The organism is Paenibacillus sp. Root52 (genome assembly GCF_001426865.1).
Taxonomy (GTDB): Bacteria; Bacillota; Bacilli; order Paenibacillales; family Paenibacillaceae; genus Paenibacillus.
The window spans coordinates 37793-56716 of the sequence record NZ_LMFO01000029.1 but is presented as its reverse complement, the minus strand read 5'-3'; the positions used below and the strand labels follow the sequence as shown (position 1 = coordinate 56716).

General features: G+C 46.3%; 19 protein-coding genes. 4 read left to right on the top strand and 15 right to left on the bottom strand.

Annotation, left to right across the window (positions count from 1 at the left end; genetic code table 11):
* Nucleotides 1–131: 131 nt before the first annotated feature.
* From ASD24_RS21320 to ASD24_RS21295, 5 genes are all read right to left on the bottom strand, one after another.
* Nucleotides 132–686: a GNAT family N-acetyltransferase gene (locus ASD24_RS21320; RefSeq protein ID WP_056700323.1), complete on the bottom strand. Its 555-nt coding sequence runs from the start codon at nt 684–686 to the stop codon at nt 132–134.
* A gap of 100 nt (nt 687–786) precedes the next feature.
* Nucleotides 787–1911: a hypothetical protein gene (locus ASD24_RS21315; protein ID WP_056700320.1), complete on the bottom strand. Its 1125-nt coding sequence runs from the start codon at nt 1909–1911 to the stop codon at nt 787–789.
* Nucleotides 1912–2020: 109 nt separating this feature from the next.
* Nucleotides 2021–2824, bottom strand: a complete 804-nt coding sequence (locus tag ASD24_RS21310) for a Cof-type HAD-IIB family hydrolase (protein ID WP_056700318.1) — start codon at nt 2822–2824, stop codon at nt 2021–2023.
* A gap of 722 nt (nt 2825–3546) precedes the next feature.
* The gene (locus ASD24_RS21300) at nt 3547–4293 is read right to left on the bottom strand and encodes a pseudouridine synthase (protein WP_056700315.1); all 747 of its coding nucleotides are present in this window, start codon (nt 4291–4293) and stop codon (nt 3547–3549) included.
* Nucleotides 4290–5981 carry an RsmF rRNA methyltransferase first C-terminal domain-containing protein gene (locus ASD24_RS21295; protein ID WP_056700313.1) on the bottom strand — a complete coding sequence of 564 codons (1692 nt, stop codon included), beginning with the start codon at nt 5979–5981 and terminating at the stop codon, nt 4290–4292. The genes ASD24_RS21300 and ASD24_RS21295 overlap by 4 nt, the downstream gene beginning before the upstream one ends.
* A gap of 242 nt (nt 5982–6223) precedes the next feature.
* Between ASD24_RS21295 and ASD24_RS21290 the strand changes: the two genes are divergently transcribed.
* Nucleotides 6224–6769 (top strand): thioredoxin family protein, encoded by a 546-nt coding sequence (locus tag ASD24_RS21290; protein ID WP_056700311.1) that lies wholly within the window; start codon nt 6224–6226, stop codon nt 6767–6769.
* 68 nt (nt 6770–6837) lie between these two features.
* Here ASD24_RS21290 and ASD24_RS31355 read toward each other — a convergent pair whose 3' ends face one another.
* The 4 genes from ASD24_RS31355 to ASD24_RS21275 all read right to left on the bottom strand — a co-directional run bounded on the left by ASD24_RS31355 (nt 6838) and on the right by ASD24_RS21275 (nt 9524).
* Nucleotides 6838–6963, bottom strand: coding sequence for a hypothetical protein (locus ASD24_RS31355; protein ID WP_268795351.1), 126 nt, complete (start codon nt 6961–6963; stop codon nt 6838–6840).
* A gap of 47 nt (nt 6964–7010) precedes the next feature.
* The gene (locus tag ASD24_RS21285; RefSeq protein ID WP_056700308.1) at nt 7011–7493 is read right to left on the bottom strand and encodes a DUF309 domain-containing protein; all 483 of its coding nucleotides are present in this window, start codon (nt 7491–7493) and stop codon (nt 7011–7013) included.
* Nucleotides 7480–8295: a GTP pyrophosphokinase gene (locus ASD24_RS21280; protein ID WP_056700306.1), complete on the bottom strand. Its 816-nt coding sequence runs from the start codon at nt 8293–8295 to the stop codon at nt 7480–7482. Before ASD24_RS21280 ends, ASD24_RS21285 begins: the two co-directional genes overlap by 14 nt.
* Nucleotides 8296–8426: 131 nt before the next feature.
* A complete protein-coding gene (locus tag ASD24_RS21275) occupies nt 8427–9524 on the bottom strand; it encodes a quinone-dependent dihydroorotate dehydrogenase (RefSeq protein WP_056700305.1) in 1098 nt (365 codons plus the stop codon).
* Nucleotides 9525–9863: 339 nt separating this feature from the next.
* Between ASD24_RS21275 and ASD24_RS30785 the strand changes: the two genes are divergently transcribed.
* Nucleotides 9864–10001 (top strand): hypothetical protein, encoded by a 138-nt coding sequence (locus ASD24_RS30785; RefSeq protein WP_164848664.1) that lies wholly within the window; start codon nt 9864–9866, stop codon nt 9999–10001.
* Nucleotides 10002–10100: 99 nt separating this feature from the next.
* Here ASD24_RS30785 and ASD24_RS21270 read toward each other — a convergent pair whose 3' ends face one another.
* The 3 genes from ASD24_RS21270 to ASD24_RS21260 all read right to left on the bottom strand — a co-directional run bounded on the left by ASD24_RS21270 (nt 10101) and on the right by ASD24_RS21260 (nt 13377).
* Nucleotides 10101–11522 (bottom strand): L,D-transpeptidase family protein, encoded by a 1422-nt coding sequence (locus ASD24_RS21270; RefSeq protein WP_056700302.1) that lies wholly within the window; start codon nt 11520–11522, stop codon nt 10101–10103.
* A 192-nt stretch (nt 11523–11714) separates the two neighbouring features.
* Nucleotides 11715–11957, bottom strand: a complete 243-nt coding sequence (locus ASD24_RS21265; protein ID WP_056700300.1) for a ferredoxin — start codon at nt 11955–11957, stop codon at nt 11715–11717.
* A gap of 118 nt (nt 11958–12075) precedes the next feature.
* Entirely contained in the window at nt 12076–13377 is a 1302-nt protein-coding gene (locus ASD24_RS21260) for a DNA polymerase IV (protein WP_056700298.1), read from the bottom strand.
* Between the two features lie 711 nt (nt 13378–14088).
* Between ASD24_RS21260 and cimA the strand changes: the two genes are divergently transcribed.
* The gene (gene cimA, locus ASD24_RS21255; protein ID WP_056700296.1) at nt 14089–15708 is read left to right on the top strand and encodes a citramalate synthase; all 1620 of its coding nucleotides are present in this window, start codon (nt 14089–14091) and stop codon (nt 15706–15708) included.
* 125 nt (nt 15709–15833) lie between these two features.
* Here the strand turns inward: cimA and ASD24_RS21250 are convergent, their stop codons facing one another.
* Nucleotides 15834–16385: a TlpA family protein disulfide reductase gene (locus ASD24_RS21250; RefSeq protein ID WP_056700294.1), complete on the bottom strand. Its 552-nt coding sequence runs from the start codon at nt 16383–16385 to the stop codon at nt 15834–15836.
* A 207-nt stretch (nt 16386–16592) separates the two neighbouring features.
* Between ASD24_RS21250 and ASD24_RS21245 the strand changes: the two genes are divergently transcribed.
* Entirely contained in the window at nt 16593–17087 is a 495-nt protein-coding gene (locus ASD24_RS21245; protein ID WP_056700291.1) for a Mov34/MPN/PAD-1 family protein, read from the top strand.
* On the opposite strand, the gene ASD24_RS21240 is transcribed toward ASD24_RS21245, so the two are convergent.
* Both ASD24_RS21240 and ASD24_RS21235 read right to left on the bottom strand, forming a co-directional pair.
* The gene (locus ASD24_RS21240; RefSeq protein ID WP_056700289.1) at nt 17073–17810 is read right to left on the bottom strand and encodes an exonuclease domain-containing protein; all 738 of its coding nucleotides are present in this window, start codon (nt 17808–17810) and stop codon (nt 17073–17075) included. The two genes, ASD24_RS21245 and ASD24_RS21240, sit on opposite strands and share 15 nt — an antisense overlap.
* Complete coding sequence (locus tag ASD24_RS21235; protein WP_056700287.1) at nt 17807–18892, bottom strand: DUF294 nucleotidyltransferase-like domain-containing protein; 1086 nt, start codon at nt 18890–18892, stop codon at nt 17807–17809. The genes ASD24_RS21240 and ASD24_RS21235 overlap by 4 nt, the downstream gene beginning before the upstream one ends.
* Nucleotides 18893–18924: the final 32 nt, after the last annotated feature.

Genomic DNA, 18924 nt, shown 5'->3' with positions numbered 1-18924 from the left:
CTTACACTGGGATAACATGTTACATGATGAGTCATTTCTCCCTTTATCATTATACGTGCATAATAAGAGCCGGTGAGCTGCAATCTACGCTCCCGGCTCAGTATATTTATTTTATTCAGTACGCAATCAACTTAACATTCATTTAATCCTAAAGACTTCTCATACGTGCTATATCCCTCAGCATCACCTACAAACGTGTAACCATGGCGAGCGTAAAACGCATTGAGAGTGGTATTGTCCGCACCACAATCCAATCGCATCGTGTGTTTACCCTCAAACTGAATGCCTTCGGTCGCCCAGTCCAATATACTGCGTCCAAGACCCGTCTTAGCATGCTTTCTACTAATGGCTAGGCGGTGCAAATAAACTGCTCCATCTTTCGCATGTGCTCTCGTTCCCCATAGTTTACTGTCCCAAGCACTCGGCTTACGCATCAGAATGACCATTCCAGCCACATCAGCGCCTTTTTTGAACACAAAAACATCACCACGCCGAATGGCGCCTTCCGTATCATGCGAATCCTCTCCCTCTAGTAGGGCACTCCATTGGGATGAACCCTGACTCCGTAGCCATTCCGCCGTCTCTGTCAGAAGAGCCATTACCGCCTCCGTATCTTTTGGCTCAGCCAACGTAGCTCGAAAGTCTTCATTAATGATATCTTGAATGATTGTAAATGATTGCTCCATCTTTCTCCGCACTCCTTTGTCTCTTATGAATAATGGAACTATACCCGGAAATGAATATTTCGTCAAAAAAGCAAATAAAAAAGTAAAGAGCCGCAGCCCTTTACCTGTCAATCCTTGCTTCATCAATAATCTGATTGCGATATAACATCGTCAGATGCAACGTATCGAACTCAAGCTCTTTGTCCAGTTCCTTCAGAAGCACCTCAACTAAGCTCTGTCGCTGCACATTGGTACCTGGAATCTGATAATCCATATATCCGGTTAGATCCGGATGTGAAGTGTCAATTGTAGCTGTTCCCACCGGTAGTCCACCACGTTCCTGAAGGTACAGTGCGTACTCACGGAACTCTCGGTCTTTACGTACAAGCATGACGTAAGAGATATCCTCTACATCTCTGTCTTGCATCTCATCTACAGTTCGGCCTGTTGTATCGTATTGAGAAGCATTACTTAGGGCACTAACTGCTCGGTATTCGTCATCCGAAGTTACATCATCTTCATCTGCATGATCATCTTCCCCAGCAAAGTCACGGTGTACCCACTCTACCGAATCGAATTGGTTCCCCTGATGCCAGAAGTGAATCGCGATCGTATCGATCAATTCTTCATCCAACTCTCGCACAAGCAACTCTGCAGCAATCTCTTGCTGTTGTTCATCCGGCTCGTCATACCAGTGAATTTCCCCTTGGACATCTGCTCCATACTGTTTCAGCGTCGCTTCGGCAAGTTCTTGACCTTGTACATCATTAAATACATACGTCGATATGTTGCGTCCCGCTGATACTAGTTCCATCTCCAGCAGTTGCTCCTGATCCTGATATGTAAAAGATTCATCTTGCGAGCCGGGAATGATCTGAATCTCACTCACATCCGTATCATCGTAATCCCTATCATATATGTTCTCATCTTCGTACCATTCCACCTCAACCTCGGTATCGGGTTTCAGCAACACCGAACGCAGTGTTCCGCAGTTGACTAACACTTCGTAATAATCAGCTTCCACCGCATCAACAAGCGCACGAACATATTCATGTACCTTGTCCATAACGATTTCTTCAGATGTTTCCGATAGCGATCCACGTTCCAATTGAAGACTTCCCGATAACCGATCATTCTCTCTATACACGACTAAAAGAGAACCTACGTATTGACCATGTACCATAACATCCAGTACTTCGCCGCCTAATGTTCGCAGATTCGGAATGAGCTCCACATGTAGTTCCATGAATCCGTCCTCCTTGGTCTTCTAAGATTATTCTCTTAGGTTGCCCAGGAAGACAGTAGATTATGAGATCAAACCTTAGCGTTTTCTAGTTCGTACGTTTAATTTGTTCCTATTCACCTAATACATGTTTCCGAATCGAATGCGCCACTCCCTGATCATTGTTCGAAAGTGTCACTTCATCTGCAGCTGCTTTCACTTCATCAGGAGAATTGTCCATAGCAATTCCTTTGCCTGCATAGGTCAGCATCGTTATATCATTATAATAATTACCAATAGCCATTACCTCAGAGGGCTGAATGCCTTTGGATTCAGCTAATCTTTTCAATGCTGTACCTTTGGTTGCTTCAGGGTGCATCAGATCAATGAAAAAGTCTCCACTACGTGTCATGTAGTAGGGAAGATTCCAGTTCCCCCACTCTTGCTGTACTGTGTTCATTTGCTCTAACGGTCCAAAGGCCGTAAATTTGACAAGCGGTTCCGTTAGATCTGCCCACTGGGGCAACTGTTGTGGCTTCATCATAAAGTTGCGGTACATCTCTTGTACTTGCAATTCCAGCCCTTCCGGCTGATCCACATACAATCCAAATGCCGTGTTAATGTCAAAATGAACTCCATTCTCCCGACAATACGTGATAAACGGCTCTAGCCCCTGACCCTCCATAGCAAAACGATGAACAATTTCACGTGTGCTTACTTCAGCAGTTACCGCTCCGTTATGTGTTATCACATAGCCTGCCAAACCCATCTGCTCCATAAAAGGAATTGTGTTGGCTGGCCCTCTTCCTGAGCACAGCACAATCTCTATCCCTTGACGGGATGCACGAATCAAGGTTTCTTGTGTCATCTCAGTTAGTTCATGGTGATCGTTCAGCAATGTTCCATCGACATCAAGTGCAATTAATTTATATGTCATTTTGTATTCACTCCTTAAATAGGGGGGATCGCACCCACCCAAACCCTCCCTTCCGAGGGAGGGCCCCAGAGGGCTCTGCCCTCTGGACTCCCGTTTGCGGAAGCGGCGGTGGGTCGGGTCTTGCTATGTAACGGTTGGTGTCGGAGCGCTTGTCTGCCAGGATCACCGCTAAATATAGCGGTGATCCTGGCCAAGCTTACCGGGACCATCTCGGGCATTGCTGCGCTCCTTGCCCGGGCTCCCTGCTCCGCTTCGCGAAGGGCGGGAGCTTTGCGCCTTTGGCGCGTGGGCATGGCTGCGCCTCTTGCCCGGGCTCCCTGCTCCGCTTTGCGAAGGGCGGGAGCTTGCGCCTTTGGCGCGTGGGCAAGGCTTCGCCCCTTGCCCGGAGCTCCCTGCTCCGCTTCGCGAAGGGCGGGAGCTTTGCGCCTTTGGCGCGGTGGGCAATGCTGCGCTCCTTGCCCGGGCTCCCTGCTCCGCTTCGCGAAGGGCGGGAGCTTTGCGCCTTTGGCGCGGTGGGCAAGGCTTCGCCCCTTGCCCGGGCTCCCTGCTCCGCTTCGCGAAGGGCGGGAGCTTTGCGCCTTTGGCGCTAGGGCAAGGCTGCGCTCCTTGCCCGGGCTCCCTGCTCCGCTTCGCGAAGGGCGGGAGCTTGCGCCTTTGGCGCGGTGGGCAAGGCTTCGCCTCTTGCCCGGAGCTCCCTGCTCCGCTCCGCGAAGGGCGGGAGCTTATTTGCGCAGAATATTTAATTCTTCTGCGGTAAGTTCGCGATAGCTGCCGAGCGGTAGATCGGCTGCTAGCTGCAGGTCACCCATGGCTACTCGTTTGAGGTAAACCACTCGTTTGCCAACAGCCTGAAACATACGTTTTACTTGGTGAAACTTGCCTTCGTGAATAATTAACGATATGGATGAATACACACCCTCATCCGTCTCTTCGTGATGAAGAATCGTTAGATCCGCCGGTAAAGTTTTATAGCCATCATCCAACTGTATACCTGCCTTGAATTGCCGGATATCCTCTTCATCCACCCGTCCTAATACACGAGCTTCATACGTCTTAGGAACGTGTTTACGTGGGGATAGAAGATCATGCGCAAGCGGCCCGTCATTGGTTAGGATCAGCAGACCTTCTGTGTCTTTATCCAGACGTCCAACCGGGAACGGGTTGAAGACACGATCCTCTTTGCGGAGTAAATCTAATACCGTTCGATCTCTATTGTCTTCGGTAGCCGACACAACACCCGGTGGTTTATGCAACATCAGATAGATCATTTCCCGGTAGACGATCCGTTCGCCATCTACCTCGATGACATTCAGGTCTGGATTCACCTGTAATCCGCTATCTTTCACAGCCTTGCCATCCACTTGTATGCGGCCTTGCTTCACTAACTTTTTGAGTTCACTTCGTGTACCCACACCCATATGACTCAGGATCTTGTCCAGACGCAAGGTCTGTTTTCCCTTTCCACTCATACCGATGTCCACCTCCAGCCTGCCGGATATTCATTTTTCAGCACGCCATCCAGCCATTTTCCCCAGCCAGCGGCATAACCATCAACACACACTAAAGCATAACCCTTGGCAACTACTCCCGCCTTGAGCTGAACCCGAGACTCCTCAACATTTAAAGTCTCTCCTTTTAGATACCTCACCGCTTCACCATTTGCAGAATCCAGGTTGATCACTCGCACCGCCTCTGCACTATGCAACGCACACGCCAACGGATGGGATGGCACAAATCGTCCATTTTTCACCGTTCCCATGAACCATCCAGGACGAATGACTTTAAGTCCCTTTAGACGCTCAGCACCTACCGAAGATTGATATACACGGTCACCGTAATACACCGTTTCTCCTGGAAGCTCTATCTCCAGATGGTCTTGTACAAACTGCTTGTAGATGATCTCCGGTTCCAGCTGCTCTGTTCCACGACCCTGTCCACGTCGCTCTGATTTGCGTCCGCCACGTTCGTTTCCTTTCACCTGTTTCCCCTTCGATTTCCCATCATAGTCCTGTCTAGGTTTGTTCTCTCTCGCCTCTGTTCTCAGAAGACGCTCTCGTTTACGATCGGCTTTACTAAGGGGGGCAGACGCTGCAATGAAACGCTCTTGCTCTGAATCATGCTCAGTATCGACATGCGCTCTATCATCTGCTACTCCGTCCACAATGTCATCCACCTCTGAATCCACCAGATCTTGTCCAGCGAAAGATTGACTCCGATGCTGTAGCACCGCCACATAATGACCTTCCCCTTCTAACAAATGAGGCCATAATCTCGCTGTTCCAGCCACTTGATCCAATACCAATGCTGTCTCCTGAGCCGTTTCTGGCATAGTTTGACGCACCCAATCAGGTCTACCCGGCTCAAATCCTGCTTTATTAGGGATGTCTTTCACAACAAAATCAGGATTCAACTTCAGAAATTCCGCAATCATTGCTTCATTTTCTTCAGGTGCGAATGTGCATGTCGAATAAACGATCGTACCTCCTGGAGCCAGCAATCTTGCAGCCGTCTCTAGAATGTCTCGTTGCATCAGAACACACTTATCAATGGAATGATCCTCCCATGATTTCACCATGTCCTCATCTTTGCGGAACATACCTTCCCCTGAACAAGGAGCATCTATTAAGACCTTATCAAAATAATGGTCAAATGCACCTGCTATGCGCTCTGGAGATTCGTTCAACACAACTGCATTTCGAACTCCGTATAATTCCACGTTTTTGGCAAGTGCCTTCGTTCGTTCAGCATGAATATCATTGGTTACCAGCACACCCTTACCTTGCAGTTTGGCTGCAATCTGGGTAGACTTCCCGCCTGGCGCAGCACACAGATCAAGCACTCGGTCTCCTGGCTGTACGCCTAATAATTCAACAGGGGCCATCGCACTCGGTTCTTGAATGTAATATAGACCCGCATGATAATAAGGATGCAAGCCCGGCTTCACCCCGTGAGGCACATATAAACCTGTCCCACACCAAGGAATGGGACGCAAGTCGAATGGAGCGATCTGCTCGAATGACTCCATGGATATTTTTAACGTATTCACTCTCAGCCCCGCATGCGGGGACTGATCATATGATGACATAAATTGTTCAAATTCATTACCGAGCAATGTTTTCATTCGCTCAGCAAATTTCAAAGGTAGCTGTACAGCCATAATTGCACTCATCCTGTCCTGTTATAATACCAGCATCTCTTAGAATGCCTACATCTTGCTCTATGTTATCATATCCGAGTTTTGCTGTCTTATCGGTTCAGTAGATATTCCACTACAGCCTGTAATGTTGTATAATGACAAGTAGGTTAATTCTTGAGCAAAAATTCGGTGTATTATGCATATTATCCCAGACTATATTTTTGCCAAAGCCATATCACGATATGAATAATGGGGGATGTTCAATGAAATCTAAGAAAAAGAAAAGTGCCACGATCCTTATTTTCCTAGGCATTTTTGTCATTTTGCTAGCCGCACTTGTACTGGTGAATCAACAATCCAAGAAGCAGATGGATGCTGTAGAGAATGCGTATGGTATTCCGGCTTCCAAGCTCACTTCAGCTACTCGCGAATTGCTCGATGATCCGAATTACCAACAAATTATTTTGCCTGGTGATATGAAAGCTAAGATTGATAACAAAGAAAGCTTTTTTGTTTATTTCTTCGCATCTGATTGCTCACACTGCCGTGCTACAACACCTCAATTGATGCCTCTAGTGGATCAAGAAGGTATTCAATTGCCACAGTTCAACCTACGTGAGTTTGACTCTGGATGGACAGATTACAATATCGAGTTCACACCAACGCTTGTTTATTACCAAGACGGTGTTGAGAAGGATCGCATGGTTGGCGGACTTCAGGAGAATGGCAGTGATAACGGCTATACCCTGGATGACTACAAACAATTCTTTGAGAAATACAAGGATAGCGCAACGCCAGCAGCAAGCTAAGCACAAGTTCGGTGTTATGGATACCGTTACTTGGAGATGTTGTTGATGGAGGGACAAGCATTGAGCACTTAGGTTGTACTGCTCCATACTTGTCCCTCCTCTCCTTCTCTATCCATCGCTAGAATACGAAACACCCCGATCGCCTGTAAGGCATGATCGGGGTGTTTTTTATATTTTTCCTGCAAGGCTGTCACAGCCCTGTCAGCAACGATGCTTGAGCTTGAGTATCATGTATCCCGTTTTATTGCTCTTTCTGCTGCAATGCCTTCATCTTCTCTTCATAGATCCGTCCACGCGTCGGACTTCGCCGCTGCGGTATGTTAGGTTTCACGTGCTGGCTTCTTTGGCTAACAGCTTGAATCAACACTTCATCCTGAATCACAATCGTTAGATCACGATAAGGCAAGCTGTCCGAATCTGAATCTGTCAGTCCCTCTAACAACTCACGAACTTCTTGGACTAATCGTCCAAGCTCAATTCCCTGTTGGGCAGCAGGATACGTCTCCAGAAGCTCTAATGCACTTTGAAACATCATCCGCGCTCCACGAAGATTGCCGTTTCTAAAATGATACAGTCCAACGGCAATTTGCAGCATCCCTTTATAAAATGAATCACGCTCACATTTTAACCACAGTTCTTCCAACACTTCATGGCATTCAAAATAGTCCTGATCGCGATTAAAGTAGATTAAGTAGTCGATGTACAGTGGCTCATAGCTGTTCATCTGGGTTCTCGCCCTTCCTCGCATTGTTCAAAAGTGCCTTCACATCATCTAGAAGGTCTTTAAGCCCTTCCATGTCATGACGCTCCCAGCAATCATTAAACCGTTTCTGGGCTTCAATCGCTTCATTCACTAGGTGGTAGAAATACAATTGATGTATGATGTTCAGTGTTCTTGATACGATATTAGAGTCATCCTCAAATGCCTTCTGTGCCTCAAGGATTTGCAATCGAATTGCAGACATCTCATTATCAAGTACAAATGCAGCTTCAGCCGTCTTTTTCAGCCTAGCTCGCATATCATCGGGAAGACTCTCCCGAAACTTATAACTGAGGGAATGTTCGATGGTCGCCCAGAAATTCATCGCTAACGTCCGGATCTGAATCTCGGCCAACACGATTTTTTGTCCAAGTGCCGTCTGAACAGGGTATTCAATGATCATATGGAAACTGCGGTATCCACTCTCTTTGAAGTTGGTAATGTAATCTTTTTCAATGAGAACGGTTAGATCCTTACGTGCGCGAATATATTCGGCCACTCGGCGAATATCATCCACAAACTGACACATAATCCGTATTCCTGCAATATCCTCTATCCCGGTTTCTACCTGATCCAGCGGCACATTCAAACGCCTGGACTTCTCCAAAATGCTGGATATTTTTTTGACACGACCCGTCACGAATTCGATTGGAGCGTATTCTTCCCTTTTCTTCAGCTCCGCCCGCATTGTCTTGAACTTAACCTTCAATTCCTCTACCGCTTGTTCATAAGGAAGTAAAAATGTACCCCAGTCTCTACCGTCCATGCTTATGCCTCCTGTCTCTATAGCGTCCCCTATATTACCTATTATACATGATGTTTGTCGGGGGGAAGAGTCCCGTACAATTAACCTCTTCCAAGCTTCTATATTTTGCTATTGGGGAACTTCCTTCTCTTCTACTTGTGCTCCGCACCTACCGCTTCGGAAATATGACTATAACCATCTTGGCGCAACAATTCGCGCAATCCGGCATGGATGCGGCGGTTTACTTCTGGCCCTTCATAGATCAGAGCTGTATAAATTTCCACAAGGCTTGCTCCCGCCTTAATTTTCTCATAAGCGTCCTCGCTTGTAAAAATACCACCTGAGCCGATAATCGGGAGCTTACCTTCGGTCTGGCGATAGATCTGACGAATGATTTCCGTAGAGCGATCACGGAGTGGCTTACCGCTTAGTCCACCTGTTTCCTTCGCATGCTGGTGAGACAGCCCCTCCCGACTAATCGTCGTATTGGTTGCGATAATACCGGCTACACCGCTATCAGCTATCGTTCTCACCATATATTCAAGCTCCTGATCGTTGACATCTGGTGCAATTTTGACAAGAACGGATTTGGCTGCGCCACCAACAATTGCTCGCTGGGCTTCCATCTCATTCATAACCGCAGCAAGCAATTCTTTTAATTCATTCCCATGTTGCAGATTACGCAAATCCGGTGTATTTGGTGAGCTAATATTGACGACAAACAGATCAGCATATTGGTACAGTGCTCGGATGCACTTCGCATAATCTAGATGCGCCTCTTCATTTGATGTTGCCTTGTTCTTACCGATATTCACAGCGACTGGAATACGACGTCCCTTCAGACGAGATAGTTCACCTGCCATCGCTTCCGCACCCAGGTTATTGAATCCCATACGGTTCACTAGCGCCTCATCGGGAGGCAAACGGAATAATCGTGGCTGATCGTTTCCTGGCTGTGCTAGAGGTGTTACAGTACCCACCTCCATGAACCCAAATCCAATCGAAGAGAACCCCGTTACTGCTTGTCCGTTTTTGTCCAGACCTGCTGCTAATCCTACAGGCGTAGGGAAGTGGCATCCAAACATATCCACTGCGAGATCAGCCGTTTCACGCACACCATACATCACACGTAAACCAGAGGGCACCGGGCGTATGCTTCCCATACCACTAAGGCCACCAATAATGAGATGATGAGCCTGCTCAGGGTCCATTTTGAACAATAGCGGTTTTGCAAGACTTCTGTATAACAAATCGTTCACTCCGTTCTCGTCCGGTACGCTTTTAAAAAAAGGCTTTCCCGTCTTTTCATATGTAAAAAAACACTCTATACACAAGTCTATCCGTTTCTTCTTCAAAAGGAAAGTGATTTACGTATAGACACAATCATTTATTCAGATCATCCAAAGATCGGATTCAAGTATACGCTTTCCGCAAGAATGCTATGATCAGATCCTTACACACGATACCGATTCTTATTTCAAAAAGGCACAATAAGAAATCTACCTGCATACTGGAAAAGAGAAGGGGAATTCTTTACAATGATACCATAGTCACATTAATAATAGCTCGATGATAAGGAGGAACAGCTCATGGCTCCCAAACGTAAACCACCAACACTTCAGCAGAAAAAAGAAGAAGTGAATCGAAAAGCTATCATCTGGACAGCAGCCAGTGTGGTCGGATTAATCATTATTATCAGCGCACTGATTATTATCGCCAATATGTAAATGAACCAACCCATGCTTCACATTTTACATAATCATTAAGCAGGCTGTATAAGGGCAGTTCGATGATGATGAAGGTGCATTATTGTACGATGTATGTACCTAGTTCAACCAGTGATACGTCTTGTTCGGGTTATTCTGCTTAGGCACGAGCGTGTACTTGTAGCGATCCTTTGCTTCTGGAACAACCACGGTTTCTGGAAGCAGATCCGTCCCAATCCGCACGGGAGTACCCTGAGGAGCAAGTGCGAATAGTTCTTCCACGTCTGCCTTGTTCATCCTCACACATCCAAGGGATTCATCTAGTCCGATACTATCCGGCTCGTTGGTCCCATGGATGGCATAATTGGTATCCGAGAGCTGCATTCCCCTCGTCCCAAACTCTCCGTTGGAGCGACCATTCGGATTGACCACTTTATCACTGATGACAAAGGTACCTTCTGGCGTTCGATCTCCGCCTAGACCCACCTCATAATTACGAATAATCGTGTTTCCACTGAGGAGCGCGAGCCTATGATTCTTCTTATCCACAACAATCTCGAGCGGTTCCTTCAGGAAAGGCTCGCCACCTAACGTATCTCCAAACACATCTGCTGAATCTACTGCGTTTTCGCCTGCGGCGGTACCCGTTTGAGCCTCGGTTTCCTTACCTTGTTGATGCATTGCAAGTAGAACAGGGAACATTTGACTCATGCCAGGCGAGGTCTCACCTAGCACATTATTAGGAAACGGCTGAGCAAGTTGGTTCACATTTTTGGGCCAAGATCCATTTTTTTTTCGATAAGTTCCGATTGCACTAGACAACGATGCTGCCACCTCTTGCTTGGCCGTCCAAGCCGCTGCTAACTGTTTCACTTCCGTTGAAACCTCTGGAGGCTCACAGTCACACTGCTTCGCATCATAGCTTTGAGCTGTCAATCTTCCTTTGTTGTTGGTCTGTATGATGTATTTCACTGGCATATTACGTTTCCACAACGACCATTGATCAGACACCTGCATACCGAGGACGGCTGACGTCTGCACGTTCGATCCCGCACTAGCCCAGGCTGCAGCTAATGCAGTTTCACCTTGACTTCCACCCCCAAAGGTGCCGGCAGTAAATACACTGGAATCGTTACCCTCTGGATCTGCGACCGATGCCTCACCAGCTTGTTCTTCCTGATCTTCCGTTGCAGCCAGCGCATCTGTGAGTGCTGTAGCTGTATCACGGCTGAACCCAGGAGCATCGGCAGGCGGTACTAACGCAAGCACCAGCAACATTAACAAGGTTAACCATAACTTGCGAACCCGTTGTTTCTTCTCCTTTTGCTCGCCCATCTCCACGAGTTTATTCTGATAATCCACCCATATATCTGCTGGCGCTTTACTGCGCTCAAAAGCTTCATATACCTCCCCAGCCTGTTGAAAGCAGTAATTGGCTTTGGCTTCTTGGCCTTCATTCAAGTACTCCTTGCCAAGCAAATACCAAGCCATTTTATTATCTGGGTGTTTCTTGACATATGTACGTAAATGAGTATTTTGCATCCGATCCTCCATCAGTTCGCCATTTTCCGTTTCTTCCTATATATCGGCAGATTGACGATTGAAATCCATAGGACTTGAGTCCTCGGATTACTTTCGATCATTTTCTGGCACATACGTGTAAACAACGAAAAAGCACGTCCCACTGTGAAAGACAGCAGAAAGTGCTTAGCATGTTACAATATAAATAATGGATTAACCTTCTTTGTTAAAAGGCTCATCCGCAACTTTAATGGAATCTGTAGGGCATCCGTCGCAAGCGTCCTGCATATCATCGAAGAACTCATCTGGAATAGCTTTGATCCCTTTGTTTGCATCACCATCGAAGATTACTTCTGCCAAGCCTTCATCGTCGTAATCGTAGATGTCAGGTGCAGTTGCTCCGCAAGCTCCACATGCAATACATGTATCTTTTTCAACCCAAGTATATTTACTCATTACAATCTCTCCTCCTAAAAATTCACAAACGTACAGTATTTTTATCTAGAAACATATTAATACAAAGTAAGAGTAATTACAAACAATTTTATAACCGCAAGTCTCTATTATGCCTTATTTAATCAAGACTTTGCAAATTATCTTTTTGCAAGGAAGTCCCCCGTACTTTATGGTCGCGCAGTAACACGGATGGATCGTCACCGATCATACCCGCGGTTACAACCGCATTTTCCCCGAATTTGTCACGCAATTGATCCATGATTCGAATCAAGCTCTCTTTCTTCGGCTTCTGCTCATATTCAAACAGATCCATCTGAATGGCAGATTCCTCACGCGGGATCAACGTTTGTAGAGTGATACCTAACATTCGAACCGGCCTCCCACTACCCCAGTGTTTAGCGAACAACGCACAAGCTTCCCGATATATGATGGACGAATCCTCTGTAGGCACTTCCATTAACCAAGAGCGGGTAATAGTCTTCATGTCCGGCGTACGAATGGTGATCTGAATGCCCTGACTCAACATTTCATGCTTACGCAGCCTTCTGGCGACCTGGTCACTAATATTTAATAGAACCCGCTGCACATCATTCATATCCGATATGTCCGCTGGCAGTGTTGTTGTATGCCCGATGGACTTGTTCGCTTCCCGCTCAGCTTGCACAGGCGAATGATTAATCCCTTTAGCTGAATTCTTCAACCAGGTACCGTTGACACCAAATAGATCTCTAAGCATTCGCTCATCTGAATGAGCAAGCTGTCCAATTGTCTCAATACCGATCTTCTTTAGCTTCTCCGCTGTTTTCTTACCTATGCCAAACAGCTCATTGCAAGGTCTATGCCATAGAATTTTAGGCACGTCTCTCATTCGCAGAATTGAAATCCCATTAGGCTTTTTCAGATCCGATGCCATCTTAGCCAGCAGCTTATTAGGCGCGATTCCAATAGAACAAGGTAATCCTAGCTCCTCTCGAATTCGATCCTGTATGCTGGCTGCTATCTCCATAGGTGTGCCGAACTGTTTCGAACCGGTGATATCTAGATAACACTCATCAATAGAGGTTGCCTCAAGCAGCGGTGTATAGCTATATGCAATTTGCATGAATGCTCTGGAATACTTCCGATATAAATGAAAATCAGGTCGAATCACAATTAAGTCAGGACACTTCTTCATGGCCTGGTGGACAACCATGCCTGTTGATATCCCTCTGCCTCTAGCTACGTAAGAGCAGGTTACAATAACCCCTTTTCGCACCTCACTGCTGCCAGCCACAGCCGTCGCTTTGCCTCGATATAACTCAGGCTCCTCTGCTTCATGCACAGAACAGTAAAAAGCATTCATATCCACATGCAAAATGACCCGCCCGGCGGTAGGATAATATTGTTCAACATGGGTATAGCGCGTTCCGTCTGAAGACATATTTAACCTCCGCCCTTCGTATACCGATTCGTAGACCATTGGAAATGTAACATCACATCCACAATCTATAGTTTATAATATTCCAGTTTCTTATGTAAAATTATTTATAGAGCTTGTTCAACAACTCGCATTTATACAACCTTTTTTCATCCTGTTGATCATCCTCTTGGAATTCAAACTGCTTCAATGAACTTGCAATAGATTATGATTAGATGCAAAATGCTTCTCGTTTAATGAATTCCATACCTTTAATAGCTTCATCTATACCTTATAATAGCTTCATCATGACTCGATCCAGTTTATTTCTGAATGGACTTGATGATCAATCGAACGATCACCCAAATGCCGACTCCAAATATGATTGTAGCTATGAATCAAATAATTGTAATTTCCTTAATAAAGCTCAAGACATCTCCCTCCTTTATCCAATTCTAACAAGCATAACATAATTTTCTCAGTCGTTCACGCTGTGCTAAAATTCAAAAATCCTATTTTTGTTACATGAAACTGCGAATTCTATGTAGCATTTGGCTATAATGGTGCTATAATAATTAATTATACAAATTCACGACTTTAGGACAAATCAACGCAGCGAGTTTAACACAGTGTAGCGTTGCAGAATCGAAGGATTGATACAACTTAAGCTTTTCTTACTTTTCCAACTAATCAATTAACTTTTAAAAAAGCGCTTTATCTCAAAGGAGGATCTTCATGTCAAAGGCCATTTCCATCTTCGATACGACTTTACGTGACGGCACACAAGGGGAGGGTGTCAGCTTATCGGCAGATGACAAGCTCAAAATTGCCAAAAAGCTAGATGACCTGGGTGCTCATTATATTGAAGGCGGAATTCCGGGCAGCAACACCAAGGACATTGAGTTTTTCAAAAGAGTCAAGGAATTGAACTTAAACGCCAAGGTGGTTGCATTTGGCAGCACACGTCGGAAAGGCTCTGTCGCCAGTGGGGACGCTAACTTACAACGAATTCTTGAATCAGGTGCTCATGCAGCGACTCTTGTTGGGAAGTCATGGGATTTCCACGTGCACACTGCACTGCAAACCACTTTAGAAGAAAACCTCTCCATGATCTATGACTCTATCGCCTATCTTAAACAAAAGGGAATGGAAGTCATTTTTGATGCAGAGCACTTCTTTGATGGCTTCAAACATAATCCAGAATATGCCCAAGCGGTGCTAACCAAAGCGCATGAAGCTGGAGCGGACTGGCTGGTTATGTGTGACACCAACGGCGGAACGATGCCCCATGAGGTGCATGAAATTGTATCCACACTCTATCGCGGACTGCCCTTAGCTCAGCTTGGCATTCATACGCACAATGACTGTGAACTGGCTGTTGCCAACACATTAAGCGCAGTACAAGCCGGTGCAAGACAGGTACAAGGTACGATGAATGGATATGGAGAACGTTGTGGTAATGCCAACCTGGCTTCCATTATCCCTAACCTACAATTGAAGCTTGGCTATGAGTGCGTGTCTGAAGATTCGATGAAACAACTGACCAACGTAGCACGCTACGTAAGTGAGATCGCGAATGTTAACATGCCAATTAACCAGCCATACGTTGGTAATGCCGCTTTTGCTCACAAAGGTGGAATTCACGTCTCCGCCATCTTGCGCGATTCCCGAACGTATGAGCATATCGTGCCAGAACTTGTTGGGAATAAACAACGTGTACTTGTCTCCGAACTCGCTGGACAAAGTAACATTGTGTCTAAGGCTCAAGAACTCGGGCTTGAGTTCGACCCTAGCAGCGAAAATTCTCGCCAGATTATTGAGAAAATCAAAGATCTGGAGCACCAAGGCTACCAGTTTGAAGGTGCGGATGCTTCACTCGAATTATTGATTCGTGAGGCCAATGGAGACATCAAAGAACTATTCACCTTTGAATCTTTCAAAATGCTAGTGGAGAAAACAGCCGGAAAACCCGTTGTTTCCGAAGCTTTTGTTAAATTGAATGTAGGCGGAAACAGTGTGTACACCGCTGCGGAAGGTAACGGCCCTGTCAACGCACTCGATAATGCTGTTCGTAAGGCGCTTGTACAATACTTCCCTTCACTCGGTAACATGCACCTTTCTGACTACAAAGTACGCGTCCTGGATGAGAAAGATGCTACAGCAGCCAAAGTACGTGTTCTGATCGAGTCCAAAAATACGGAAAACACATGGAATACGGTTGGTGTATCTGAGAACGTCATTGAAGCGAGCTGGGAAGCACTCGTGCACAGTTTCCGCTACGCGTTACTTCAGGAAAACATACAGGACGAGCCTAGCATCGTTTCAATCGCTGCACATGGGCTAAATAATCATTAAACGCATATTTCCCGGAAAATAAAAGAAGCGCTCTTCTCCAACATCGGAGAATGGGCGCTTTATTTTGCATTGAGATATCATTTTTCGCCTTATTGAAGACAGGATCGGGATTTCCCTTTAAACAGTTACTTTTTAATTACTTCCTTGATTTTACGCTCCAACTCTTCCTCAGGTAAAATACCAAGAATAACCTCCTGAATCACGCCGTTGGCATCAATCAGTACATTTGTAGGAAATGCCACTCCGTTATACTTTGCATAAGTAGCTCCGTCCTCATCCAGCAAGATCGGGAAGGTAAGCTTATACTCATCTACAAAGGCTTTGGCATCCTTAAGTTTATCGTACGATGTCACATTAACACCATACACATCTAATTTATCTTTGTACTTTGCCGCTAATGCATTGAGCTCTGGTGCCTCCTGTTTGCATGGCTCACACCAAGACGCCCAAAAGTTCACAAATATTGCTTTATCCTTAGCCCCACCTACATTGTAGGTTTTCCCGTCCATTGCTGTTAGAGAAAACCCAGGAGCAAGCAACCCTGCACGAGGCCCAGTCTCCGTAGGAAGAGGTTCCTCCTGCTTGAATACCGCTGCAATCCCATCCCCTGCATTCTGCACCAACGCAAAACCAACGAGCAATACAGCAACAAACCATATGTATAGATTTCTTTTCACGGTTATTCACCCTCTTATTGTCAGTATCCCGCATGATTTTAACGTTCATATGGAACAAACCCATATCCTCTCTCATATTGTACCCTTTTCCTTAAAAATTTTACAATCTGAATCCATAAAAATTGGACTTTTTTAACAGCTTCTATAAAATAAAATGAAAAAGGACTCCTGCCGAAACAGGAGCCAAAGAGAGAGGGGTGAATACAAATGGCAGCACTTCGTGGACAGCAGAACACACTCTACATCCCTTCCTCCGTGGAGCAAGAAATGTCGGAGTACATGTTCCATTCGCTGCCGCAGGAAGCCTGCGGGATTGTGCTGGGTGAAGCTGCAGCGGGCGGCATACGAATCAGTCGGTTTCAGCCCATTCGTAACGTAGCACCTGACCCGCTGCATCATTTCCAACTAGAACAAGCGGAATGGATTCGTTGCATCTTTCAGGAACCTACGCTTATTGGCGTATTCCACTCCCATCCTCGAACAGAGCCGTTACCATCTCTGGAGGACATCCACGCCCTTCCGACTTTCGCCGGTTTGCTGAACGTATATCTCATTGGATCACCTGTTCATCCCAGTGATTCAACAAGTCATAACAAGATGAACTTACATGCTTATGAGATTGAATCCGCGACACAGACACCTGATGAAGTTAATGAAGGTAGCACACATACATTACAGCCACTACAATTACGCATGACTTAATTGAGTGTACAGATCTCCCAACGTTTCTACGTTATGCTGAATCATATCTTCCAAGTAACAGGACCACAGTTGCGCCGTCATCTTCGCATCTTCCAGAGCATGGTGACGACCCTGAATGGTAATGCCTCTTGATTCCAGCAGCTCATCCAGCCCGTAACCTGGCCTACCAGGCTCCAGCCATCGCGCCAACATCATCGTGTCGATCAGCCGGTGTGTAAGCCTTACCTTGGTAGTACGCCACAACGCTGCATTCAGAAAAGCACGATCATGCCCACTCGCGTGTGCGACGAGCACACTACCTCCGACAAATGACATAAAATCATGTAATCCCTCCAGTAGGGAGGGTGCATCCAATGTCATCTCCTGCGTAATGCCCGTTAGTTCAGTGATATGTTCCGGAACTACCGTCTTGGACTGTACCAACGTGTAGAACTGCTCACCCTCCACGATGGCACCTCCATTAATCCGTACTGCTCCAAACGAAAGAATCTCATCTCCATGTTGAGGTGAAAAGCCCGTCGTTTCCAAATCGAACACAACTGCGTCCAACTCGTTCAACGGGGTGTGAAGCACCTCCGGTCTACGTTGTTCTCTCATCATAGAACGGATAAAAGCCATGTGTTGCGCCGTAGGGGCTCCCATTATGGAAGCGATGGCGGAAGGAACCCCTCCCTGACGCAGCGAATTCCAAAATCCTGTATTGCCCCGTGCCGGCTCTCTCATGGACGTCTCCTCTCCGCGAAACGCAGCTGTCGTTGCAGTGCGCGGTGCACACGACGTACCAGCCCTAATGTATTCCTCAGTTCATAATGCACTTGCTTTTGTTTCATTTGTTTCTCATCTAAAAATCCACTGCTCTGCTGTAGATCCCCTTTGAGCACCACCGGAGTATTACGCCGAAATTCCAGTGCGGATACGAAAGCTCTTCCAGCCGCATCCAGCAAGGTAAGTGGGACAGCCTCCAGCGAAACCAATCGCTCTATCCGCTTGAGTGTGGATGTTTCTTTAATCCCATGCTGTAACGCCAGAAATCTTGCGCTATTAACCAACGGAATGTATAAACCATATTTCACATCAAATCCTCCTGCATGTTCACCAAAACGCTCAGTGACCACCTGCCCAAGAATATTTAATGTAGCTTTATGTTTAACTGTATTGCGCAGAACAGCATCAGAAAGCTCAGGCACCTGTCTGAACCCGGAGTAAAATTCGTTAATCCATTCTTCCGCAAGTCGATGATCTCCTGTAATAAAGCGCATATCTGAAGCGATAATGAGATTACGAACCGGCTCCCAGGCTAGATCTGAACGCCATTCCGACAGCTGTTGTTTCCAAGCCTCAAGCGTCTTTCTCCACAGCCGCTCGGAACACATGACCTTACCTTCACATTTGGCATACCCAAGCTCTTCTAACACATCGGTAATGCGCTGACCTAGCTCAGCATAATAGGATTCTTTCTCTTCATGCGGCATATCACTAATGATCATGCCATTGTCCTGATCACTCCATAATGTTGACTCTTCCCTGCCTGAACTACCAAAAACGATAAAGGCATAGGGGACGGGAGGTTGGCCGAAGCCTTCCTCTACCATCCCCTGGATGCACAACTCTACTGCTTTCCGGGAAATCCGGTCATGCAGCTCATTTACCGTTTGGTACCATTCAACCTTCGACAAGGAAGCGGACAACAATTCCTGGAGCTCATTCTGTAATACGATTCGTGCCTGGCGCAATTCTTCAACAGATGCTGCAACATCTATTTCCGTATAGGACCAAGAATGGTTGATAAACGGGATGGGTTCCATCATGTCCGGCCTCCTTGAAGCATGATTCAGCA